General features: G+C 75.6%; 16 protein-coding genes, 3 tRNA genes and 1 pseudogene. 14 read left to right on the forward strand and 6 right to left on the reverse strand.

Annotated elements, in window-relative coordinates:
* Positions 1-365 precede the first annotated feature (365 nt).
* Complete coding sequence (locus tag ACIF6L_RS37400; protein WP_396491781.1) at positions 366-1,184, reverse strand: GNAT family N-acetyltransferase; 819 nt, start codon at positions 1,182-1,184, stop codon at positions 366-368.
* Between the two features lie 1,140 nt (positions 1,185-2,324).
* Between ACIF6L_RS37400 and ACIF6L_RS37405 the strand changes: the two are divergent.
* The 5 genes and pseudogenes from ACIF6L_RS37405 to ACIF6L_RS37425 all read left to right on the forward strand — a co-directional run.
* Positions 2,325-3,327: pseudogene (locus ACIF6L_RS37405) on the forward strand (helix-turn-helix domain-containing protein); the annotation flags it as partial.
* Positions 3,328-4,159: 832 nt separating this feature from the next.
* A complete protein-coding gene (gene orn / locus ACIF6L_RS37410) occupies positions 4,160-4,762 on the forward strand; it encodes an oligoribonuclease (RefSeq protein ID WP_329487755.1) in 603 nt (200 codons plus the stop codon).
* Positions 4,763-4,946: 184 nt separating this feature from the next.
* Positions 4,947-5,022 (forward strand) — tRNA-His (locus tag ACIF6L_RS37415).
* Between the two features lie 140 nt (positions 5,023-5,162).
* Positions 5,163-5,609, forward strand: coding sequence for a DUF4442 domain-containing protein (locus ACIF6L_RS37420; RefSeq protein WP_396491780.1), 447 nt, complete (start codon positions 5,163-5,165; stop codon positions 5,607-5,609).
* A 132-nt stretch (positions 5,610-5,741) separates the two neighbouring features.
* On the forward strand, positions 5,742-6,770 hold the full coding sequence (locus ACIF6L_RS37425; RefSeq protein WP_396491779.1) for a hypothetical protein: 1,029 nt from the start codon (positions 5,742-5,744) through the stop codon (positions 6,768-6,770).
* A gap of 218 nt (positions 6,771-6,988) precedes the next feature.
* On the opposite strand, the gene ACIF6L_RS37430 is transcribed toward ACIF6L_RS37425, so the two are convergent.
* Positions 6,989-7,933, reverse strand: coding sequence for a spermidine synthase (locus ACIF6L_RS37430; protein ID WP_396491778.1), 945 nt, complete (start codon positions 7,931-7,933; stop codon positions 6,989-6,991).
* A gap of 195 nt (positions 7,934-8,128) precedes the next feature.
* On the reverse strand, positions 8,129-8,650 hold the full coding sequence (locus ACIF6L_RS37435) for a hypothetical protein (protein ID WP_329487759.1): 522 nt from the start codon (positions 8,648-8,650) through the stop codon (positions 8,129-8,131).
* A gap of 489 nt (positions 8,651-9,139) precedes the next feature.
* Between ACIF6L_RS37435 and ACIF6L_RS37440 the strand changes: the two genes are divergently transcribed.
* Positions 9,140-10,747, forward strand: a complete 1,608-nt coding sequence (locus ACIF6L_RS37440; RefSeq protein ID WP_396491777.1) for a tetratricopeptide repeat protein — start codon at positions 9,140-9,142, stop codon at positions 10,745-10,747.
* Between the two features lie 81 nt (positions 10,748-10,828).
* On the opposite strand, the gene ACIF6L_RS37445 is transcribed toward ACIF6L_RS37440, so the two are convergent.
* On the reverse strand, positions 10,829-11,479 hold the full coding sequence (locus tag ACIF6L_RS37445) for a histidine phosphatase family protein (RefSeq protein ID WP_329487761.1): 651 nt from the start codon (positions 11,477-11,479) through the stop codon (positions 10,829-10,831).
* 239 nt (positions 11,480-11,718) lie between these two features.
* Between ACIF6L_RS37445 and ACIF6L_RS37450 the strand changes: the two genes are divergently transcribed.
* The 6 genes from ACIF6L_RS37450 (at position 11,719) to ACIF6L_RS37475 (ending at position 17,614) form a co-directional block, all read left to right on the forward strand.
* Positions 11,719-13,035 (forward strand): hypothetical protein, encoded by a 1,317-nt coding sequence (locus ACIF6L_RS37450; RefSeq protein WP_396491776.1) that lies wholly within the window; start codon positions 11,719-11,721, stop codon positions 13,033-13,035.
* Positions 13,032-14,681, forward strand: a complete 1,650-nt coding sequence (locus ACIF6L_RS37455; RefSeq protein WP_396491775.1) for a hypothetical protein — start codon at positions 13,032-13,034, stop codon at positions 14,679-14,681. Before ACIF6L_RS37450 ends, ACIF6L_RS37455 begins: the two co-directional genes overlap by 4 nt.
* Before the next feature lie 8 nt (positions 14,682-14,689).
* Positions 14,690-16,045, forward strand: coding sequence for an AAA family ATPase (locus ACIF6L_RS37460; protein WP_329492105.1), 1,356 nt, complete (start codon positions 14,690-14,692; stop codon positions 16,043-16,045).
* A 213-nt stretch (positions 16,046-16,258) separates the two neighbouring features.
* A complete protein-coding gene (locus tag ACIF6L_RS37465; protein ID WP_396491774.1) occupies positions 16,259-16,666 on the forward strand; it encodes a hypothetical protein in 408 nt (135 codons plus the stop codon).
* A 140-nt stretch (positions 16,667-16,806) separates the two neighbouring features.
* Complete coding sequence (locus tag ACIF6L_RS37470) at positions 16,807-17,418, forward strand: bifunctional DNA primase/polymerase (RefSeq protein ID WP_396491790.1); 612 nt, start codon at positions 16,807-16,809, stop codon at positions 17,416-17,418.
* A gap of 122 nt (positions 17,419-17,540) precedes the next feature.
* Positions 17,541-17,614: transfer RNA gene (locus ACIF6L_RS37475), tRNA-Lys, on the forward strand.
* A 110-nt stretch (positions 17,615-17,724) separates the two neighbouring features.
* Here ACIF6L_RS37475 and pgi read toward each other — a convergent pair.
* Both pgi and ACIF6L_RS37485 read right to left on the reverse strand, forming a co-directional pair.
* Positions 17,725-19,386: a glucose-6-phosphate isomerase gene (gene pgi, locus ACIF6L_RS37480; protein ID WP_396491773.1), complete on the reverse strand. Its 1,662-nt coding sequence runs from the start codon at positions 19,384-19,386 to the stop codon at positions 17,725-17,727.
* 256 nt (positions 19,387-19,642) lie between these two features.
* A complete protein-coding gene (locus tag ACIF6L_RS37485) occupies positions 19,643-21,226 on the reverse strand; it encodes a Na+/H+ antiporter (protein ID WP_329487767.1) in 1,584 nt (527 codons plus the stop codon).
* A 254-nt stretch (positions 21,227-21,480) separates the two neighbouring features.
* Between ACIF6L_RS37485 and ACIF6L_RS37490 the strand changes: the two genes are divergently transcribed.
* Together ACIF6L_RS37490 and ACIF6L_RS37495 are read left to right on the forward strand one after the other, a co-directional pair.
* On the forward strand, positions 21,481-22,389 hold the full coding sequence (locus tag ACIF6L_RS37490; RefSeq protein WP_396491772.1) for an NADP-dependent oxidoreductase: 909 nt from the start codon (positions 21,481-21,483) through the stop codon (positions 22,387-22,389).
* Positions 22,390-22,516: 127 nt separating this feature from the next.
* Positions 22,517-22,590: transfer RNA gene (locus ACIF6L_RS37495), tRNA-Lys, on the forward strand.
* Positions 22,591-22,603 lie beyond the last annotated feature (13 nt).

Here is a 22,603-nt window from a genome sequence, read left to right on the forward strand (position 1 = left end):
GCGAACCGGCGCGCAGGCCCCGCTTTCCGCCCTGGACGGCCCGCGTGCGCCTGTTCCCGGGGGCCGCCCGGACAGCGGCACTCCGGCCGCCGTGGCGGCCGTCCGTGTCTGAAACCGTTCAGCCGGAGTTGCCGCAGTCACCCGTGGCCGACCTACCGCCGAGGAGCCTCCGGGGAACACCGGCCGGGTGAGTCGCCGGCCGGACGGACGGCCCGGGCCCGACTGCGCCCGGCGCCGGACCGCCCGACGACCGACGACCGACGACCGACGACCGACGACCGACCGCGGCGACCGACCGACGACCCTGCTCGCCACCTTCACCTCGGCACGCAGGGCCGGGCACACGGGACCGGGCACGCGGCCTGCTACGGCTGCTCGGGGGCCGACTCCGCGGGGGCCGACCTCGTCCACCAGTGGCTGCGGCCCGCCACGGTGAAGCCGAGCTTGCGGTACAGCGGTTCACCGAGTGCGGTGGCGAGCAGGGTCGCCGGGCGGTCGGGGTCCGCGGCGGCCAGGGCCGTCTCCAGGACGGCGCGGGCCACGCCCCGGGAGCGGTGTTCGGGGAGCGTCGCGACCCAGTACACCCCGGTGGCGCGGCCGTCGTCGAAGGTCAGGCAGGCGCCGGCCAGTTCACCGGCGATCCTGGCCCGCCAGGCCCGGCAACCGGGCTCGTGCAGGAGGCGCTCGGGCAGCATCACACCCCGTATCCAGGGCTGGCGGTCCTCGATCGGGAAGCCGTCGACCACCGCGTGTTCGACCTCGGCGAAGGCGTCGGCGTCCAGCGCCTCATCGACCGTCAGGTCGCCGCCGACCCGGGCGCCCGTCGACGGCAGCGCGCCGAGCAAGGGTGCTTCGAGCGCGCCCGGCTCACGAACCATCACGGGCATCGCCCGGCCGTGCGCGCAGCCGTGGCGCGACATGTCCAGTTTGAGGTAGGGGTCCTCCAGCGTGAGCCGGGTGGTGGACCATTCCTCCAGCAGGGCCGCCAGTTCGTCTTCCAGCACGGCTGGTTGGTCATAGGGACGGGTCACCACGATGCGGTGGGCGTCGTCCGGGGTCCGGGCGCAGCGGACCGCGGTGAACCCGGGACGGATGAGGTGCTGCCACCCGTGGGCGCGCGCTTGGGCGAGCCAGAAGGCGGCGGCGTTGTCGTTGGCCTGTTCGAGCCGGCTGAGGTTGTCCACGACAGGACGGTAGCGCGGGCGACCGGCGTCCGATCCGCAGCCCTGGCACTGGCCGGATGGAGCCAGGGAGGCGCACACTTCGAGAGGCGTGCGCCCTCCCGTGCACCGCCTATTTTCGGTCAATCTCGCGCGACTCCCTCGCCCTTGGGCAAAGCCGCAGCCCAGACCCGCCGGCCGGGCACGCCGAAGCGGGGCACCCCAGGACCGGCCCCGCGACAACCAGCCACCGTTGCACCGGCCCCCTTCCCAGAAGGGTCGACGGGTGCCACGCTTCGTGATCGAATGCATCACGCCAAATTGCCATGTCGACATAGCGTCGGATGGTGAACTTGTCACAACGGCAACGGTCCACCCGATAGATTCGATCTTGGCCAGCAGTGCCGCACCACCACACCACACCACCGAGGGGGCTTGAGCGCCTTGAGCAGGGTGAGCAGGAGCGACGCGGGTCCTGACAGCGACCAGGCCGTGGCCGATATCGCGGGTCGGTCCGCGAGAGGCGCCGGCGTTTCGGCCACCGCTGCCAACCCCCGTTCCCCCGGCACCTCCAGCGCCGCCCCATACGTCCCGTACGCCTCGGTGAACACTCCGGCCTCACCGGCCTCACACACCCCGTCCGCACCAGCGGGCTCCGGCACAGGCACCTTCTCGGGTGCCCCGGACCATGCCGGACGACCCGTCAGCCGACCCGCCGTCAGCCACGGCGGTCTCCAGGGCCAGGGGACGGCCGGGCAGGCCGGCCCGTCGGTTCCCGGCCATCCTGGCGGTCACCCCGGAGCTCAGTCCGGCGCCCAGCCCGGCGGGCACCAGCTCGGCCGGGCGCTCGGCCATCCGGGCTCGGACGCGACGTTCCCGGCCTCCCCCGGTCCGGGCGCCGCGACGACACCCACCGGGCTGCCCGGAGGCACCTTCGGCCAGGGTCCGAGCGGGCAGGGTTCGGGCGGCCACAGCCCCCACCTCCACGGCCCCAACAGCCACAGCCCCGGCCCCCAGGGCCAGAGCGGCCAGAACGGCCAGAACGCGAACGGCGGCGGCCCCAACAGCCAGGGCCAGGGCGGCCACGGCGGCCAGGGCGTCAACGGCCACGGCGGCTACGGCGCCGGCGGCGGGTCCGGCCTGAACGGCCCCTCGGTCCCCCTGATGTCCGCCGCCCCCCGGAAGCTCTCGGGCCGGCGCCGGCGCGAGACCGTCGCGGTGCTGATCTTCGGCGGCGCCCCGATCTTCGAGAGCTCGATCCCGCTCTCCGTCTTCGGCGTCGACCGCCAGGACGCCGGAGTGCCCCGCTACCGCCTGCTGGTCTGCGCCGGCGAGGAGGGGCCGCTGGCCACGACCGGAGGCCTCACCCTCTCCGCTCCGTACGGGCTGGAGGCGCTCGCCCGGGCGGGCACCATCGTCGTCCCGGCCTGGCGCTCGATCTCGCAGCCGCCGCCGGTCGAGGCGATCACCGCCCTGCGCAAGGCCCACCACGAGGGCGCGCGGATCATCGGCCTCTGCACCGGCGCCTTCGTGCTCGCCGCCGCCGGCCTGCTGGACGGCCGCCCCGCGACCACTCACTGGATGTACGCGCCGACCCTGGCCAAGCGCTATCCCCGGGTCCACGTCGACCCGCGGGAGCTCTTCGTCGACGACGGCGACGTGCTGACCTCGGCCGGCACCGCCGCCGGCATCGACCTCTGCCTGCACGTGGTGCGCAGCGACCACGGCGCCGAGGCCGCCAACGCGCTGGCCCGCCGGCTGGTGGTGCCCAGCCGCCGCAGCGGCGGAGGCCAGGCCCAGTACATCGATCAGTCTTTACCGGAGGAGATCGGCAACGACCCGCTCGCCGAGGTGGTCACCTGGGCGCTGGAGAACCTCAACCAGCAGTTCGACGTCGAGGTGCTGGCCGCGCGTGCCTACATGAGCCGGCGGACGTTCGACCGCCGGTTCCGCACGCTCACCGGCAGCGCCCCGCTGCAGTGGCTGATCACCCAGCGGGTGCTCCAGGCGCAGCGGCTGCTGGAGACGTCGGAGCTGTCGGTGGACGATGTCGCCCGCCGCTGCGGCTTCCGGTCGCCGGTGGCGCTGCGCGGGCACTTCCGGCGCCAGCTCGGGGTCTCGCCGGCCGCGTACCGGACCAGCTACCGGGCCCGTCGCCCCGGCTCGGCCTCGCCGACGCCGGCGCCGCTGCACGCCGGTGACCTCCGGCTGGCCGGTGCCGTGCCGGCGTCGGCCGCGGCCCATGCCGCGGCGGCCCTGGCGGCCGCCGCCACGGCGGCGGGCGGGGTGGTCCCCGGCCAGCACGGGCCGGCACCCGCTCTGCCGTACCCCTCCGGCGGCCCGGGCCAGCACGGCTCGCCCGGGCAGCACGGCCAGCACGGCCAGCACGGCCAGCCGTCCGGGCAGGGGGTGCACGCTCGGGCCGCCCAGCCCTACCCGCATCCGCAGGCGGCTCACCAGCCGCACTCCGGCCAGCCGGGGACGGGGCGGGGCACGGCGCGGCCGCCCCTGGTCCCGCCGCAGGCCGGTCCCGGGGCGGGTCGGCCGCCGCGCACGGCGGAGCACGCCGCGGCGGAGGACGGTCAGCCGCAGCCCGGGGCCCGCGGTCAGGGGCAGGGGCACCGCAGCGCGGCCGAGCGACCGTCGGAGGACGGCTCCGGCGGCCGGGGGCACGGTGCGGCCACCGGCCGGGCGTCGGCGTCGGCCGCTCCGGCGACGCCGGAGGGTCGGGCCCGCCAGGCCCGCGGCCCCCAGGTCCGACCGCAGGGCGGCCGGGCCGCGGGCCCGGACGGGGCCCGTGAGCCGCGTGACCCCCGTCCCGCCCGGGACGGTCACCAGGCGCACCCGGTCCACCCCGCCCACCAGGCCGGTACGGCCCGGGAGGCGCACGAGCCCGACGGCCACGGTCAGGACGCGCACGGCTCCGAGTCCTGCGCCCCGGCACCCCGCTCGGCTCCTTCGGTGCCCGTGGCGCGTGATCGCGCCGTAGGGTGAGTGGCGTGAATGACCGTTTGGTATGGATCGACTGTGAAATGACAGGCCTCGACCTCGACCGGGACGCCCTGGTCGAGGTCGCGGCGCTGGTGACGGACTCCGAGCTGAACGTCCTCGGCGAGGGCGTCGACGTCATCATCCGCCCGCCCGCCGAGGCCCTGGCGAACATGCCCGAGGTGGTGCGCACCATGCACACCTCCTCCGGGCTGCTCGACGAGCTGGAGCAGGGCGTCACGCTCGCCGAGGCCGAGGCACTCGTCCTCGCCTATGTGCGCGAGCACGCGCCGGAGGCCGGGCGGACGCCGCTGTGCGGGAACTCCGTGGCGACCGACCGCGGCTTCCTGTCCCGGGACATGCCGGCTCTGGAGGGGCACCTGCACTACCGGATCGTCGACGTCTCCTCGATCAAGGAGCTGGCCCGCCGCTGGTACCCGAGGGCGTACTACAACAGCCCGCAGAAGGGCGGCAACCACCGGGCGCTCGCGGACATCCGCGAGAGCATCGACGAACTGCGGTACTACCGCGAGGCGGTGTTCGTCCCCCAGCCCGGCCCGGACACCGACACCGCGCGCGCGATCGCCGAGAAGTACCACGCCCCGACGGACTGACCCGTCCGCACCTCCCGGGGCCGGACGCGAAGGCCGCCGCCGCCCCCGGGAGGGGTCCGCATCGGACTGATGGAAAGGCCCGCACCGGGCTGATGGAAACCCTGGCGCGAGCACCCTTCCGGATCCTGTATTGTTCTTCCTGTCGGAACGGGAACGCGAAGAGCGGGAACGAGCCGGACAGATGGTGGGTGTAGCTCAGTTGGTAGAGCACCTGGTTGTGGTCCAGGTGGCCGCGGGTTCAAGTCCCGTCACTCACCCCAGAGCCTGAGGGGCCGATCTCTTCAAGAGATCGGCCCCTCAGGCGTTTTCGCGTTCCCAGGCCTCCCACCTCCCCCGGTTCTCGTGGTTTCCCCTCCGGGAGGTCTGCCGCCAGAAGCTACCGACTAGTAACATTGCTGCCATGACCACACCTTCGATCGGCCAGCTCCTCGACTCGACCGTGCCGATGGCACGCACCCTCAAGCTGGAGTACCTGGAGACGACGCCGGAGCGTGCCGTCCTCCGGCTGCCGGACCAGCCCGAGTACCACAACCACGTCGGCGGCCCGCACGCCGGCGCGATGTTCACCCTCGCCGAGTCGGCGAGCGGCTGCATCGTGCTGGGCGCCTTCAGTGACCAGCTCTCGCGGGCCGTGCCGCTCGCGGTGAGCGCCGAGATCTCCTACAAGAAGCTGGCCATGGGCACCGTCACCGCCACCGCGGTGCTGGGCCGTCCGGCCGCGGACATCGTCGCCGAACTCGACAAGGGCGAGCGGCCGGAGTTCCCCGTCACCGTCGAGATCACCCGTGCCGACGGCGCCGTGACCGGCATCATGACCGTCATCTGGACGCTGCGCCCCAACTCCTGATCCCCGCAGGAGCCCTGGCCCGGTCACCGGGTACGTCGGCGGGGCCGGCGAGCCGATGACACCTGGTCCGCGTGATGACTGTCCGTGACGACGCCCGTGACCTCACGGCCCGTTCGCTCGTTCTCAACTCACGTGCGAGCCAATCACGCGACCAAGGCCCCGGAACCCGTCCGACGCGCCGTCGGTGCCGCCCGGCGCCCCGGCGGCCGGTGGCTGCCCCGCCCGCGTGTCGTCGCCGCGGGCGGGGCGCTCCTCGCACAGCTCTGGGGCCTGGGAGCGGCCGGCGCCTACGCGGCGGCCGCCGGGCCGCTGCCGGAACCCGTCAGCCGCACCGTCGGCCGGACGCTGGACGGCGGCCCGGTCCTCGACGGGGGGTCAGCCGGGCACCCCGTGGGCGCGGCCGGTCAGGGCGCGGCGCCGCACTCCCCCGGTGCGGCACCCAGCGGGCAGGCAGCCGCCCACCGACCCTCCGCCGAGCAGCCGTCCGCCGACCCGGCACCCGCCGGGCAGCCGGGCCCGGGCCGGGCGGCGCCCGGCCGGACGCCGCCCGGGCAGGCCGCGTCGCCCGGCGCCCTCGGCCGGCTCGCCGAACCGGCCACCGCGGCCGTGCCCGTGCCTGCTCTCAGCGCCGCAGCCGCACCCGTCGGCGGCCTGCTCCAGGACCGGATCAGAGCGGGCGACCTGCCGCTGCCCGGTCAGCGGGCCTCCGTCCCGGACGCCTTCGCGATCGCCTCCGGACTGCTCGCCGCCGTGCCGGCCCAGACCCGCTCCGCCGAGACCCGCGCCTCCCGGGACGCCGACACCGGCGAGCCGGCCGCCGAACCCGGTCGGACGGGGGGCGGCGCCGCTCCGGCCGGGCCGTCCGCCCCGAGGGCCACCGGGTCGCACGGCCCCGCCGTGCCGCCGCCCGACCGCGAAGCCGCCGACCGTCGGGCGCAGACCGCGGGACACCCCGGGGCAGGCGGCGGCGAGAGTGCCCGGACCACCGTCGCCGACCGGCCCGCGCCACACGAGAGCCCGGTCGCGACCGGCACGGCCGCCGAGTTCGCCGGGCACGGCCTCTCCGGCACCGGGACAGCCGTCCTGGCGCCCATCGCGGCCGGGTTGCTGCTCACCGGTGCCGCGATGTGCAAGCACCGGGGGCTGCCGCGCGGGCACTGAGCCGGCCCGTGCGCGCCCAGGCCCGACCGGCGCCCGACGAGGTCCGCCGCCCGGGCGTCGCCCTCGCTGTTGGGGAAGGCTCCCCCAGGGCGCCCGGGCGCTGAGGCGCGCAGGCGTCCAGGGCCTGCCTCCAGGCTCCCGCCGACCACCCGGAGAGGGGCGGGGCGGGAGACGGGTGGACGAGAGCCGGGCGGCGCAGGCCGGGCGCACCCCGACGTCTACCGGAAGACCTCCGGCGGCGGGGCCGGGGAGGGGGCGGCGGTGACGTCGGTCGCGGGCGCCGCACCGGCGGCGAAGTCGGCCAGCGCGCGGCCGTGTTCGACCCGGCCGAGGGCGGCGTCCGAGGCCACCTTGCGGCTCAGTTCGGCGATCGGGAGGGACGTGTGCGCGGCGGCCAGGATCAGGTTCCCGAACCGCTTCCCGCGCAGCACGGCGGGGTCCGCGACCAGGCAGAGCTCCGGGAAGACCGCACCGAGGGTGGCGATCTGCGAGCGGGCGAAGGACAGGGCCGACCCGTCGGCGATGTTCACGGCGTACCAGCCGCCCGGGGCGAGCGCGCGGGCGGCCAGTGCGGTGAACTCGACGGTGGTGCAGTGGGCCGGGACGCGGGCGCCGGAGAAGACATCGGCGATCACCAGGTCGACGGTGCCCTCAGGGGTCCGCTCCAGGACGCTGCGGGCGTCCGCGCCGCGGACCTTGATCTGCCAGCCGCGTTCCAGCGGGAGTTCGGTCCGGACGAGCTCGGTGAGCGCGGTGTCGATCTCGGCGACCTGCTGGCGGGAGCGCGGGCGGGTGGCCGCGACGTAGCGGGCCAGGGTGAGAGCGCCGCCGCCGAGGTGCAGGACGGTGACCGGCCGGCCGGGCGGGGCGACCAGGTCGATCAGGTGGCCGAGCCGGCGCTGGTACTCGAAGCCCAGGTGGGTCGGGTCGGCGAGGTCGACCATCGACTGCGGGGCGCCGTCGATCAGCAGCGACCAGGCGGCGGAACGGTCACGGTCCGGGCGGAGTTCGGCCAGCCCGGAGTCGACGGGACGGGTGAGCGCCCCCTGGGCGTGCGTGCGGCCGCCGGGGCCGGTGACCGCCGACTGCGGCTCCGCCGCCGTACGGCCCTTGTCGGTACGGGCCTTGTCCGTGCCGCGGCCGGCCCTGCTGCTTCGTCCCATACCGGCCATTATCGCCGTCGTGCCGAAGGTCTCCGCAGCTCAGCGAGGGACCGGCGGAAGGAGGAGAGGGGGTGCCCGGTCTGGAAGCGGTCCGGGTGGCCCTGCCCGACGACGGGCACGACGTGTCTCCGCGGCCCGGGCAGCATGGACGGCACCGTTCGGTGCGGGCCTTCCGGACGGACCTCGGAAGGGGTCTCAGAACGGTCCGAGGCCGCCGGCGGTCAGGGTGCAGGCGGCCTCGCAGAGCGCCGAACGCAGGACCCAGGCGTCGGTGGGGCGGGCGGTGAAGTCCGCTCCGACCGGTGGCATCACCCAGCGCGGATCGGTGGCGGGCAGGAGCAGGGCGCCGGCGGTACACGAGCTGCCGGGCAGGTGCCACGTCTCGGAGGTGCCGGCCGGGACGAAGAAGGAGACCGTGCTGCCGTTGCGGCTCTGCAGCGCCGCACCGCAGGCCCGGCGCAGCCGCAGGATGTCGACCGTCTCCAGGCCGTGCCGCAGCGCCACCGTGACGGTGTCGCAGCCGGTGACCACCACACCGCCCTCCGAGCCGAGCCGGCGGGCCGGCCCGCTGCCGCCGCCGCACGGGGCCCGGCCGCCCTCCAGGGGCCCGCGGCCCGGGCCGCGGTCGTCGGCCGCCTCGGGCAGCAGGGCGGGGGCGGCGGCCGCCAGCACCCCTCCGGCGACCAGGCGGTGGTACTGCGGTACTCCGATGGCCATCACGGGCTCTCCTGTCACCTCGTCCGATCGGAAGTGCCGCTGCTCCGGGGCGGGGGCCGCCACTGCGGGCGGTGGGCCTGGGCGACGACCGGGGCTTCCACGTAACAGGACAACGCCGGGGACATGGTCGAGGCCACGGGGCGCCTTACAGCAAGGCATGGCATTTCATGGCAGATCCAGGCAACAGCGCCCGGTTTGACCGCAATTGACAGCACATCATCCACAAACGCGCTGTGTCCAATCGGTGACTCCGGGTACTGTCGGTTGCGAGCCCGGGCCCATCCAGCCCCACCGGGCCCACCCGTGGCCGACTCCACCGGGCCCACCGGGCCCACCCGCGCCCGAGCGGAGTCCACGCGACCGAGCGGGCCCCGGTCGGCCGACCGGCCGCACGGCACCACCACCGGGCCGAACCACCGTACCCAGGACCGACACCCTCCGGAACCGCCCCACTTCGCACCAGCACCCCGCACGACCACGGAGCGCACCATGGCAGCCACCCCACCGGCCGAGCCGAACCGCCCGTCACCCAACACCGTGATGCGCGCACTGCGCGGCGACCGTTCGCCGGGCGAGTTCGCGATGGCCGTACGACGGGCCGCCCGCGAGATCGGCGAGCACGTCTCCTGCGACGCCCGCTACGTAGGGCGGGTCGAGGCGGGCGAGATCCGCTGCCCCAACTACGCCTACGAGCGGGTCTTCCGGCACATGTGGCCGGACCGCTCGCTGGCCGACCTCGGCTTCGCCCCCCGCACCTCCGTCCGCCGCCGCCCGGCGGACGGCGGCGCGGGCTCCGCACCACCCCGGCTCCACCCGCAGTTCCCGCCCCTGCCCGCCCCGCGCTCGCCGCACTCCATCCAACTCCCGTACGCTGCCTCGCCGTACGCGGAACCACCCCCACCGGACGGACCTGCGTCGCCGAGGTCCCCGGCGTCACTCCGGGGGCCCGATGGACCGCACCATTTCGACGAGGAGAACGACGACGTGCGTCGCCGTACGTTCCTGGCCGGCGGCCCGGCCGCGCTGGCCACCGTGATCGGCATCGACCGGCCGGCCTGGGCCGCCGACCGCGCCGCCCCGGGCACACCCGGGGCCGAGGAGACCGCCCGACTCGGCGCCGCCCCGGGCCTGTTCGACCCCGAGCGGGGCACCGGCTTCGTCCCGGGCCGCCCCGGGCCGGTGCCCCCGCCCCGCCGGATCGGCGCCGCGGAGGTGCTCGACGTCGAGCAGGCCGTCCGGGACATCCGGCTGGCCGACGACGTGTACGGCGCCGACGCCCTGTTCGAGTTGGCCGGGCAGTCGCTGCGCACCGCCTACGTGCTGCTCAACGAGGGCGAGTACAGCGCCGAGACGGAGCGAAGACTTCAGGCCGGTGCCGGCGAACTCGCGATCTCGGTGGGCTGGCTGGCGCACGACTCGAACCGCTTGGCGGACGCCCGGTCGCTCTACGCCGAGGCGCTCGCCACTGCCCGGATGGCGGGCGACTCCGCCCTGGAGGCGCACGTGTTCTGCAACAGCGCCTTCCTCGCCCGGGACGCCGGACGCCCCCGCGAGGCGCTCCGCGCCGCCCAGGCCGGGCAGGCCGCCGCCCGGCAGCTGGACTCCGACCGGCTGCTCTCCCTGCTGGCCATGCGCGAGGCCGGCGGCTGGGCGCTGCTGCAGGACCGGGCCGCCTGCGAACGGGCGCTCGGCCGGGCGTACACCCTGTTCGACCGCGGCCCCTCCGAGGCCGACCCCGAGTGGATGTCCTTCTTCGGCGAGGCCGAGATCGCCGGGCTGCAGTCCCAGTGCTGGTCCGCGCTCGGGGACTGGGACCGGGCCAGCGAACAGGCGGGGCTGGCCATAGCCCTCCAGGAGCCGCACTTCGTGCGCAACCGCGTGCTGTACACCGCCGAGCTGGCGCACGACCGCCTCGGCCGGGGGGACGTGGCCGGCGCCGCCGGCCACGGCACGGCCGCCGTGGCCCTGTTCGGCGAGGTCCGCTCGGCCCGGATCCGCAGCATGCTGGCGGACACCGCCGAGCGGCTGCGCCCGCACCGGACGGTGCCGGAGGTCGGCCGGTTCCTGACCGAGTACGACCTCGCGGCGGCCGCCTGAGCGGGCCGGGGCCGGCGCTCGCCGGTACCGCGGCCGCGCCCCGTCCCTGACCGACCGTCGGACGCGGGGCGCGGCGGCCGGTCAGTGCTGCAGGCCCTCCAGGTGGCTGAGGTCGTTCCAGACCTCGACCGCCGGTGCGCCGTACTCCCAGGACAGCACGCAGAGCGCCGCCGTCCCGAGCTTGAAGCGCTGGGCGTACTCGGGCGGCAGCCCGAGCCAGCGGGCGGTCAGGATGCGCAGCAGGTGGCCGTGCGCGAAGAGCACCACGTCGCGGTCGGCGCCGTGCATGACCGTGGTCGCCTCGTCCGGCACGCCGTGCTCGTCGTTGAGGCCGGCGAGGAAGCCGTCCACCCGGGCGGCGACCTCGGACAGCTTCTCGCCGCCGGGCACGCCGTCCCGCCAGATCAGCCAGCCGGGGTGGTCGGTGGCGCGGATGTCCGGGCCGGTCCGGCCCTCGTACTGGCCGTAGTCCCACTCCAGCAGCTCCGGCCGGTCCACGGCACGGTCGCCGAAGCCCGCCAGGGCGCAGGTCTCCTTGGCGCGGCCGAGCGGGCTGGTGTAGACGAGGGCGTCCGGCAGGCCGTTCCAGGGGGCCTCGGCCAGGCGGGCGCCGAGCGCCCGGGCCATCGCGCGGCCCTCCTCGGTCAGCGGGATGTCGGTCCGGCCGGTGTGGCGGCCGGTGGCCGACCACTCGGTCTCGCCGTGGCGGACCAGGACGATTCGGGCGGGCATGGGTGGCTCCTCGCAGCGGGGCGGTGGCAACGGTCGGTCTCACCATTGAGCACCGGCACTCCATGATCCCTCACCTGCGGACCTCCTACGAGCCCGGGCGCCGCCGCAGCGAATCGCGGCCCCCCGGGTGGGCGGCGACCGGCACACCCGCCCGCCCACCGCCCGGAATCGGCGCGGATGGCCGCGGATGGCCGGACCGGACCGGATTGTCGGACCCGGGTGCGACACTGGGCCGCACCATGAACGTCTCGACGAACGTCCCGTCCCACGGGCACTTTGAGCCGCTCGCCCAGCGGCTCGCCGACCTGCGCGGTCCCGCACCGCAGCGCAGCCTGAACGCCCGCGCGCTCGCCGCGCTCGCCGCCAATCCGGGCTGTCACCGCCGCGCCGTGCTCGACGCCGCCGGGGTCGACAAGTCGGCGCTGGCCGCCCGGCTCGGCCGGCCCGCCCCGTTCGGCCAGTCCCCGTTCGCCCTCGCCCGCGGCGTGATCTTCGAGTCACGGCTGAAGGAGGACGACTACACGGCGCTGCTGGAGCCGCTGCGCCGCCACCTCGGCCTGCCGGCCGACGGCGGCGCCCCGCTCGCCGTGCCCGATCTGCTGCGCCGCTCCGGCCCCGCGGTCCGGGCCGAGCGGACGACCGCCGCACTGGCCCAGGCCGCCGCCGATCCGCAGGCCTGGACGCTGCTGGACCACCCGCTGCTGCGGCTCACCGTGGCCGGCAGCACCGCCTACCTGGAGCCGGACGCGGTCGTGGTGCACGGCGGGCGGTGCACCGTGATCGAGATCAAGTCCTTCCCGGTGCTGGACGGCAGTGCGGACCCGGCCAAGGTCGGTGCCGCCGCCCGCCAGGCCGCCGTCTACGTCCTGGCGCTCCAGGAGACGGCCGCCGCGCTGGCCGGCCGGGAGCCGGACCGCAACCCGTACGTCGAGCAGCGGCTGCCGGGCAGCCCCCGGCTGAGCGTGCTGCTGGTCTGCCCGAAGGACTTCAGCAACCGGCCGACCGCGGTGACCGTGGACGTCCGGCGCGAGCTGGCCACCACCCGCCGCCAGCTCAGCCGGATGACCGGCATCGGCCGGCTGCTGGACGCGCTGCCGCCGGGAGCCGGCTTCGACCTCGCGTCGGATCCGACGGGGGCCCCCGCCCGCTCGGCCGAGCAGCTGGCGGAGTCGGTCGAGGCGGTGCCGGCCGCGTACAGCCCGGACTGCCTCTCCACCTGTGAGCTGGGCTTCCACTGCCGTGCCCGGGCCCGCTGCGAGGACCGGGTGGAGCAGCTCGGCCGGGGCGTGCGCGGCGAGTTGGGCAGTATCCGGACCGTCACCGAGGCACTGGCCGCCGCCGAGGAGACCGGCCGCCGCCCCGAGGCCGCCCACGCCGAAACCACGGCCGCCGACGCCGGCCACGACGCCAGCCACGACGGCAACGACAGCGGCGACGGCAACGACGAGGCCGCCGCCCGGCTCGCGTACGCCGCCGCGCTGCGCGCCGAGGCGCTGGGCCGGCCGCTCGCCGAGCCGCCGGCGGAGGCGTTCGCCGGGGCCGGAGCCGCCCGATGAGCCTGCTCGGCACCCTCGCCCGGCTGGAGGCCGTCCGCAGCGGCCGGGCCGAGCCGCTGGCCACCGTCCGCCACCGGCACCTCGCCGAACGCCCGATGGTGGTCGTCCCGCTGACCGCCGCCGGCGAGGCGGGCGCACCGCTGGCCGTGCTGCTGGGCACCGACCGCTCGGCGCCCCGGCTGCACATCGTCCCGCAGCCGCTCAACCGCACCCTGCGCTTCGACTTCCTGGCCGAACTGGCCGCCGACCTGCTGCCCTACCTGGAGTCCTTCGCCGACGAGGTGGAGCAGATCGAGGGTTCCGAGAAGGATCCGGAGACCGGCGAGAAGACGCAGGTCTTCCGTGAGCTGTGCGCCGACGCGCCGCAGCTGATCGTGCCCAACGCCGCGGGCGTGCACCACCTCGCCCTGCTCGGCCGCTCCACCCGCTTCCGCCGCACCGTGGAGGACGACGAGCCGGGCCCCTACCCGGCGCCGGCCCGGGTGCCGCTGCTCGGCCGCTGGCTGACCCACCTCACCGACCGGGCCCAGGTGCCCGGCTCCAGCCTGCTGCTGGCGATGACCGGCCTGCTCTCCCGGCACTGGGCGACCGGCCAGAGCCACCTGGAGGACCAGCACCTCGCCGCCCGGCTGGCCTGGCACGCGCCGCCGGCCGGCCTGACCGGGGCCGAGGCCGCCGAGCTGGCCGAGTCCGCGCGGGACGGGGCCGGCCAGCTGCTCCACCCGCCCGCCGGCCCGGCCACCGACCCGCGCTTCGACGAACTGGTGCTGGGCCCGGCCATCGCCCGCTACGACGCCGCCGCGGCCGCCCTGGCGCACGCCGCCCAGGAGCCCGGCGGCACCGACGCGGAGCAGGCCCGGGCCGCGGTCCGGACGGCTGTCGAGCAGCTGCGCGCGGTGCTCTCCCGGGTGCTGCTGCCCACCTGGCACGACGTGTGGCACGGCCTGGACCTGCTCCGCGAGCTGCCGCCGGCCGGGCACCTGGCGGAGCGCTGGACGGGCGACCGCTGGTCCTACACCGGCCACCGGGACCGGCTGGCGGCCGGCGAGCCGCCGCAGCCCCGGCAGGACGACGCCGTGACGGCCGCCCGGAAGCTGGCGCAGCGCGAGCGCGAGCAGGCCCGGCTGGACGTCCAGGAGGCCCTGGACGACCCGCTGGCGATGGCCGAGCACCGGCTGGCCGGCGAGGCCTTCGCGGGTGTGGTCACCGAGGTGGTGCCGGACTACGACACCTCGGGGCGCTCGCCCAAGCCGCGTCCGCTGGTGACCGTCCGGACCGCCGACCGCCCGCACGCGGACCTCGGCCGGGAGGCGCACCGGGTCCGGGCCTCCCCCCTCGCGGACTCCGGCGCCGCGCCGAGCCCGCAGAAGGCGGTGATCACCGCGGTCGACCCGGTGGCGGGCACCATCACCCTGCGGGTGCTGTCCGGCATGGGGCGCCGGAAGGAGCCGGAGCCGGGCAGCCTGCCCGAGCCCGGCGAGCGGATCACCTTCACCCTGTTCGAACTGACCGTCCGTCAGTCCGCGCCGCTGCCCGAGCCGGACGACACGCCGTGGACGCACGGCGGCCCGCCCGGCGCCGCCGCCACCCCCGGGCCGGCCGCCGCCGGCGCCGCAGCCGCCACCGCCGTCGAGGAGTGGGAGTGACCCCGCCGATGAACAGCGAGCAGGCCCCCGGGGCGGCCGCCGACGCCGCGGTGGCCAGGATCCTGGAGGCCACCGTCCGCCCGGCCGTCGGCGCCCCGCGCGGCGTGGTGGTCGACTCCCCGCCCGGCGCCGGGAAGTCCACCCTGGTGGTGCGGGCCGCCCGCGAGCTGGTCGAGGCCGGCGAGCGCCTCATGATCGTCGCGCAGACCAACGGACAGGTGGACGACCTGGTCGACCGACTGGCCGAGAAGGCGCCCGGGCTGACGATCGGCCGGCTGCACGCCGCGGACTCCCGGCCCGGCCCCGAGGTGCTGCGGCACCCCAACGTCACGCCCTCCGACAAGGTGGCGGAGCTGGCCGAGCACGACGTGGTGGTCTCGACGGCCGCCAAGTGGCAGTGGGTGAGGACCGAGGCGCCGTGGCGGCACGCGATCGTCGACGAGGCGTACCAGATGCGCTCGGACGCCCTCCTCGCGGTGGCCCGGCTGTTCGAGCGGGCCCTGTTCGTGGGGGACCCGGGCCAGCTGGACCCGTTCACGGTGGTCGGCACCGAGCAGTGGGCGGGGCTGTCGTACGACCCGTCGAGCAGCGCCGTGGTCACGCTGCTCGCGCACAACCCGCAGATCGAGCCGCACCGGCTGCCGGTCTCCTGGCGGCTGCCGGCCAGCGCGGCGCCGCTGATCTCCGACGCGTTCTACCCGTACACGCCGTTCCGGTCCGGCACCGGGCCCGGCGACCGGTTGCTCACCGCCTCGGTGCGGCCGGACGGCTCCGCGCTGGACGCGGCGATCGACCGGGCGGCCGAGCACGGCTGGGCGCTGCTGGAGCTGCCCGCCCGGCACACCGTCCGGACCGATCCGCAGGCGGTGGCCGCCGTGGCGGCGACCGTCCGCCGGCTGCTGGAGCGCGGTCTGACGGCCCACTCCGAGCAGGGCACCGTCCCGCTCGCCCCCGGCCGGATCGCGGTCGGCACGGCCCACCGGGACCAGGCGGCGGCCGTCCGGGCGGCGCTGGTCAAGGCCGGTGTCCCGGTCGACCCGACGACCGGCCCGGCCGTCACGGTGGACACCGCCAACCGGCTGCAGGGCCGGGAGTACGACGTCACGGTGGTGCTGCACCCGCTCTCCGGGCGGCCGGACGCGACCGCCTTCCACCTGGAGACGGGCCGGCTCTGCGTGCTCGCCTCCCGGCACCGGCACGCGTGCATCGTGGTGGCCCGGGCCGGCATCGCCGAGCTGCTGGACGAGCACCCGGCCACCGAACCCGTCCAGCTGGGCGTCTCGGTCAAGTTCCCCGACGGCTGGGAGGCCAACCACCAGGTGCTGCAGCACCTCGCCGGGCACCGGGTACGGCTGGCGCGCTGAGCGGGCCGGCCGGGGGCGGTGGCCGGCTCCCGCAGGTCGGCGGCGCCTCCCGCCGGGTGCACGCCCCCGGCGCGCCGGGAGGGAATAGCGCCCGGACTCGCACCGTTCCGTTACCGGCAGTCGCCGCGAGACAATGGACGGCGGCCAGGACCGGGCGGCGTCCTCCCCGGCCGCCGCCGTCCGCCCCCACCGAGCCCCCGGAGGTGTCCGTCCATGCCCGACTCCCACGCCCAGGCGTCCGACCCGAGCCGTTCGACCGTGCCGGCCGGTTCGGGCGCAGGCGCCGGTGAAGCGCCCGCCCGCCGCCGGCGCCCGGTCCAGCTGCTGTTCGAGCCGAACCTCGCCGAGCCGGAGCCGGAGCGGTTCTTCGACCTGGAGTCGATAGAGGACCCGGCCGAGCTGCTGCGCCGTTCCACCGAGCTGGCGCTGGCCTTCCGCGCGGCCGCCGAGCGGGCCACCGACTTCCAGGCCGTCGCCGCCGCGCAGCTCGCGGACACCCGCCGGTTCGACGCGCTCTCCGAGGCCGAGATCGCCGAGCGGGCGGACTGGACGCCGGACTACGCGACCAAGATGATCGAGTACGGCCGCGGCCTGCTCCAGCCCCGCCGCCACGAGGGCTGACCGCCTCCCGGGGGCGGGCCCCGATCGGGGGCCGGGCCGCGATCAGGGGCCGGACCGCGATCAGGGGCCTGGCCGCGATCGGGGCGGCAACCTCGCCAGTGGCATATGCGGCGCGGCAGGGTACGCCGCTCCCCGCCGTGCTGTCCGGCGAACCACGCTTTCCCTTCCGGACACCCGGCCGACACCCCACTCTGCTGTCCGTGGACATCTGGACCTATCAGTCGGTGGAGTACGTCACGGTGGCCGGGGAGGCCTGGCTCGCCTCCGCCAGCGAGTACCCCCGCAGCATGCGCGCCCTCTGGGAGTCGCGCCCGTGGGCGCCCTCGGTGCTGCCCTGCGGGCGCGCCTTCGACGTGATCAGCATGCCGTCCCTGTTCGGCCGGCGGGTGCTGGACGAGCTGTGGACCTCCGGCCCCGGCTGCGGCCCGGTCGCCGTGTACCGGGGGCGCACCCTGCTGTTCGTCCGGCCCGGGGCGGCGGCCCGGCTGCGGCGGCTGCTCGCCTGGGAGGAGTGGGCCCGGGACGTCCCGCCGCTGCTCTGCCACGGCCGCGGCGACGCGGTGACCGTCCCGCCGGTGCAGCGGATGCTGCACAGCCCGGACTCGCCCGGTCTGGGTGCCGGGCGGTGGATCGTCGCCCCGGAGGCCCGGGAGCCGTGGCTGCCGGGCGCCTCGGTGGTGCTCTGGGCCTGCGTCCGCGCGGCCCGAGAGTCGGCCGAGCGGGCCGGTTCGACGGCCCCGCCGGTGGGCTGAGCCCGGCCCCGCCGGCGGGCCGAGCCCGGCGCTGCCGGTGGGCCGAGCGCGGCCACCCCCGGCTCCGGGTATTCGATTTTGGCCGGGCCGCGCGCCGCTGCTAAAGTCTCCTCTGTCAGCAGGCGCCGCTAGCTCAGTTGGTTAGAGCAGCTGACTCTTAATCAGCGGGTCCGGGGTTCGAGTCCCTGGCGGCGCACAGACAGCCGGAAGGCCCCTTGCGAGAGCGAGGGGCCTTCCGGCGTTTTCCGATCCTTGGGGCAGGTACGGGGTGCCGGACGGGTCGATCCCGTCCGGCACCCCGCGGGCTCAGCGGCCGCGCAGCGAGCGGTAGCGCGCGACCAGCTCCGCGGTGGAGCTGTCCAGCGCGTCGGCGCCCTCACCGGTCAGCAGCACCGGCTCGATCCGCTTGGCGAGCACCTTGCCGAGCTCGACGCCCCACTGGTCGAAGGAGTCGATGTTCCAGATCGCGCCCTGGACGAACACCTTGTGCTCGTACAGCGCGACCAGCTGGCCGAGCACCGACGGAGTCAGCTCCCCGGCCAGGATGGTGGTGGTCGGGTGGTTGCCCTTGAAGGTCTTGTGCGGGACCAGCTCGGCCGGCACGCCCTCGGCCGCGACCTCCTCCGGCGTCTTGCCGAAGGCCAGCGCCTGGGTCTGGGCGAAGAAGTTGGCGAGCAGCAGGTCATGCTGGGCGACCAGGCCGTCGGGCAGGTCGGCGACCGGCCGGGCGAAGCCGATGAAGTCGGCCGGGATGACCTTGGTGCCCTGGTGCAGCAGCTGGTAGTAGGCGTGCTGGCCGTTGGTGCCGGGCGTGCCCCAGACCACCGGGCCGGTCTGCCAGCTCACCGGGTTGCCCTCGCGGTCCACCGACTTGCCGTTGGACTCCATGTCCAGCTGCTGGAGGTAGGCGGTGAACTTCGACAGGTAGTGCGAGTACGGCAGCACCGCGTGCGCCTGGGCGTCGAAGAAGGCCCCGTACCAGACGCCGAGCAGGCCGAGCAGCAGCGGGACGTTCTCCTCGGCGGGAGCGGTGCGGAAGTGCTCGTCGACCAGGTGGAAGCCGTCCAGCATCTCGCGGAAGGCGTCCGGGCCGATGGCGATCATCAGCGAGAGGCCGATCGCCGAGTCGTAGGAGTAGCGGCCGCCCACCCAGTCCCAGAACTCGAACATGTTGGCGGTGTCGATGCCGAAGTCCGCGACGCCCTCGGCGTTGGTGGAGAGGGCGACGAAGTGCTTCGCCACCGCCTCGGTGCCGGCGTCCAGGCCCGCGAGCAGCCAGCCGCGGGCGGAGACCGCGTTGGTGATGGTCTCGATGGTGGTGAAGGTCTTGGAGGCGACGATGAAGAGCGTCTCCGCCGGGTCGAGGTCGCGGACGGCCTCGTGCAGGTCGGCGCCGTCCACGTTGGAGACGAAGCGGACGTCGAGGTCGCGGTCGGCGAAGGAGCGCAGCGCCTCGTAGGCCATCGCGGGGCCGAGGTCGGAGCCGCCGATGCCGATGTTGACGACCGTGCGGATCCGCTTGCCGGTGTGGCCGCGCCAGTCGCCGCCGCGGACCTGCTCGGCGAAGGCCGCCATCTTGTCGAGGACGGCGTGCACGGCGGGCACCACGTTCTCGCCGTCCACCTCGACGACGGCGCCGCGCGGGGCGCGCAGCGCGGTGTGCAGGACGGCGCGGTGCTCGGTGTTGTTGATCTTCTCGCCGCGGAACATGGCGTCCCGCAGCCGGGCGACGCCGGTGGCCTCGGCGAGCTCGCGCAGCAGGGTCAGCGTCTCGTCCGTGACCAGCTGCTTGGCGTAGTCCACGTGCAGGTCGCCGACCCGGAGGGTGTAGCGGCGGCCGCGCTCCGGGTCGGCGGCGAACAGCTCGCGCAGGTGCGTCTCGCCCAGCTCCGCGCGGTGCTTGCCGAGGGCGGCCCACTGCGGGGTGCGGTCCAGGGGGGTACGGGAGTCGGCACGGGTCTCCGACATCGGTGGCTCCTCGTTTCATCTGGGTGCAGATACCGGCAGGGCCAGGCGGGAGGGTTTTCGCGAGGTCGTGCGGGTACTGATGGTTCGCCGACTCCGTTGACGGCCTGCCCGGGGCCAGCCTATGCAACGTCGGGACCACCTGCGCACATTCCGTTCGGGGACGCTCCGTGGCCCGGCGGCCACCGGCCCGGCGGGCCGCCGCCGGGGTGCCCCCGGGCCGGCTGCGCGGACGCCGCCGGCACCCCCGGACGGCGCGTCACTTCCGTTCGGAGCGGAGGTCGAGCCCGCGCAGCACCCGGTCGACCAGCTCCGGGTCGGCGCCGAGCTCGCTGCGGGCGGCCAGCATCTCGCGCCGGGAGGCGGCGATCATCTCCTGCTCGACGCTGTACGCGGCGCGCCACTGGCTCAGCCGCAGCTTGGCCTCGCTGGCCTCCTCCTCGGCGTACTTCTCCGGGCAGAGCCGGGCCAGCCGGTCGTGCTGACGGTCCCGCAGGCGGTCGGCGACCTCGGCGGGCAGCTTGTCCTGCTCCTCCAGTTCGCCGAGCCGTTCGAGCCCGGCCCGGGCGGCCCGCCACCAGAGCTCGCGCACCGCCTGCTCGTGCTTGTCCTGGTCGATGTCCAGGTGCAGCCGCTTGGCCAGCCACGGCAGGGTGAGCCCCTGGACCAGCAGGGTGAAGAGGACGACGCTGAAGGCGATGAAGACCAGCCGGCCGCGTTCGGGGAAGCCCTCGCCGGAGTCGACGGTCAGCGGGACGGCCAGGGCGAGCGCGACGGTGGCCACCCCGCGCATCCCGGACCACCAGAGCACCACGCTCTCCTGCCAGCTGATCGGGGTGTCCTCCTCCACGTCGGCCCGCAGCTTCCGGGAGAGCCAGCCGGCCGGCAGCAGCCAGAGCAGCCGGGTCACGACCACGACGGCGATGACGGCGGCCGCGTCGCCGAGCATGCTCGTCCAGCCGGTGCCGGCCTCCTTCAGGACGGTGGCCAGCTCCAGGCCGATCAGGCCGAAGGCGACTCCGGTGATCAGGATCTCGACGATCTCCCAGAAGGCGTTGCCGACCAGCCGGTAGGAGACGGCGTCGGCCTCCGCGGCGCGTTCCGCCAGGTAGAGCGCGCAGACCACGACGGCGAGCACACCGGAGCCGTGGATCTCCTCGGCCAGGGTGTAGGCGGCGAACGGCACCAGCAGGTTGAGCGCGACCTGCTGGGTGGGGTCCTCCAGGAAGGAGGCGAGCTTGGCGTTGAGCCAGCCGAGGCCGACGCCGATGATGACGGCGAGGACGGCCGAGAGCACGAAGCGCAGCACCGCGTGGCCGGGCGAGAAGTCGCCGCTGACCACCGCGTCGATGGCCAGCGAGTAGATGACGATCGCGGTGACGTCGTTGAACAGGCCCTCGCTCTCCAGGATCGACACCAGCCGGCGCGGCAGGCCGATGCTGCCGGCCACCGCGACGGCGGCGACCGGGTCCGGCGGGGAGACCAGCGCGCCGACCGCGACGGCGGCCGCGACCGGCAGCGCGGGAAGCAGGGCGTGCACGGTGCCGGCGACCGCGGTGGTGGTGACCACCACCAGCGCGACCGCGAGCAGCAGGATGGAGCGGATGTTGGCCCGGAAGTAGCGCACCGAGGAGCGCCGGGCGACGGCGAAGATCAGCGGCGGCAGCACCAGCGGGAGGATCAGGTCCGGGTCGAGGGTGACGTCCGGGATCTGCGGGACCAGCGCCATGACGATGCCCAGCAGGGTCATCAGCACGGGCTGCGGCACGCCCGTCCGCCGGGCGAGCGGCATGGTCACGACGGAGGCGAGCAGCACCACGAAGAGCAGGGGCAGCTGGCCCACGGGGAGGTTCCTCTCGACGGCGGATCGGTGGCGGGAGCGGGTGGCGGAGGGTGGCTGGCAGAGCGGGTGGCGACGGGCAGGTGGCGGACGACGGGGGCGGCCGGGCGAGACTCGGGCCGCCGTCGAGGATAAATCCGACAATGCGCTCAGTTGACGCAACACGCCGGAGGGCCCTTGACCTCAAGTCCGCTTCACCTTCGATGATCGGGGCGCAGGCAGGACCGAGAGCGCAGACCACGAGGCAGGAGCTCCAGATGAAGGCTGTGACCGTCCCCCGGTTCGGCGGCCCAGAGGTACTGCGGGTGACCGAGGTACCCACCCCCGCCGCCGGACCGGGCGAGGTGCGGGTCCGCGTCTACGCGGCCGGGGTGCAGCCCGCCGACCTCGCCGTCCGGGAGGGCTGGGCGCCACCGGGCGTGCGGGTCGAGCTGCCGGCCGTCCCGGGCAACGAGTTCGCCGGGGTGGTCGACCAGCTCGGCCCCGACAGCCGGGGCTGGGCGGTCGGCGACCAGGTGCTGGGCTTCCGGCCGCTGAACAGCCACGCCGAGTTCGTCACCGTCGACGGCTCCCAGCTGGTCCCCAAGCCGGCCGGGATGCCGTGGGAGCAGGCGGGCTCGCTGTCCGCCTCCGGGCAGACCGCCCATGTCGCGCTGACCCTGCTGGGGGTCGGCCGGGGCGACACCGTCCTGGTCCACGGCGCCTCGGGCGGAGTCGGCACGGTCGCCGTCCAGCTCGCCCGCGCCTGGGGCGCCACCGTGGTCGGCACCGCGAGCGAACGCAACCACGCCTATCTGCGCGAGCTGGGCGCGATCCCGGTCGGGTACGGGGACGGGCTGGTCGAGCGGGTGCGGGCGGTGGCGCCGCAGGGGGTGGACGCGGCCTTCGACGCGGCCGGGCGCGGCGCCCTGGAGGCCTCCGTGGAGCTGGTCTCCGACCGGGACCGGATCGGCACCATCGTGGACTTCCCGACCGCCGCGCGGCTCGGCCTGCGCATGCTGCGGGGGCCGCGGACGGCGGCCCGGCTGGCCGAGCTGGTCGAACTCTGGGAGGCGGGCGGTCTGCGGCTGGAGATCGCCGACACCTTCCCGCTGGAGCGCGCGGCCGAGGCGCACCGGATGGTCGGCACCGGCCACGTCCGGGGCAAGGTGGTGCTCACCCCGTGATCCCGGCGCGCCCCCGATCCCCGGACACCGCGCCCCGGCCCCCGGCGGCGGGCCGGGGCGCGGGGCCGTTCGGCCCCCCGATTGTGAGTTTCGGCTGCTGACCAGGTAATGTTCTCCGCGTCAGCAGGCGCCGCTAGCTCAGTTGGTTAGAGCAGCTGACTCTTAATCAGCGGGTCCGGGGTTCGAGTCCCTGGCGGCGCACAGACAGCCGGAA

The sequence above is a fragment of the Kitasatospora sp. NPDC086009 genome, from assembly GCF_044540385.1.
GTDB lineage: Bacteria > Actinomycetota > Actinomycetes > Streptomycetales > Streptomycetaceae > Kitasatospora.

Bases quoted from the DNA above. Each gene is read 5' to 3' on its own strand.
- ACIF6L_RS37450 (WP_396491776.1), top strand. From the start codon at position 11,719: ATGAACGTCTCGACGAACGTCCCGTCCCACGGGCACTTTGAGCCGCTC.
- ACIF6L_RS37455 (WP_396491775.1), top strand. From the start codon at position 13,032: ATGAGCCTGCTCGGCACCCTCGCCCGGCTGGAGGCCGTCCGCAGCGGC.
- ACIF6L_RS37445 (WP_329487761.1), bottom strand. From the start codon at position 11,479: ATGCCCGCCCGAATCGTCCTGGTCCGCCACGGCGAGACCGAGTGGTCG.
- ACIF6L_RS37440 (WP_396491777.1), top strand. From the start codon at position 9,140: ATGGCAGCCACCCCACCGGCCGAGCCGAACCGCCCGTCACCCAACACC.
- ACIF6L_RS37420 (WP_396491780.1), top strand. From the start codon at position 5,163: ATGACCACACCTTCGATCGGCCAGCTCCTCGACTCGACCGTGCCGATG.
- ACIF6L_RS37490 (WP_396491772.1), top strand. From the start codon at position 21,481: ATGAAGGCTGTGACCGTCCCCCGGTTCGGCGGCCCAGAGGTACTGCGG.
- pgi (WP_396491773.1), bottom strand. From the start codon at position 19,386: ATGTCGGAGACCCGTGCCGACTCCCGTACCCCCCTGGACCGCACCCCG.
- ACIF6L_RS37435 (WP_329487759.1), bottom strand. From the start codon at position 8,650: ATGGCCATCGGAGTACCGCAGTACCACCGCCTGGTCGCCGGAGGGGTG.
- ACIF6L_RS37465 (WP_396491774.1), top strand. From the start codon at position 16,259: ATGCCCGACTCCCACGCCCAGGCGTCCGACCCGAGCCGTTCGACCGTG.
- ACIF6L_RS37430 (WP_396491778.1), bottom strand. From the start codon at position 7,933: ATGGGACGAAGCAGCAGGGCCGGCCGCGGCACGGACAAGGCCCGTACC.
- ACIF6L_RS37460 (WP_329492105.1), top strand. From the start codon at position 14,690: ATGAACAGCGAGCAGGCCCCCGGGGCGGCCGCCGACGCCGCGGTGGCC.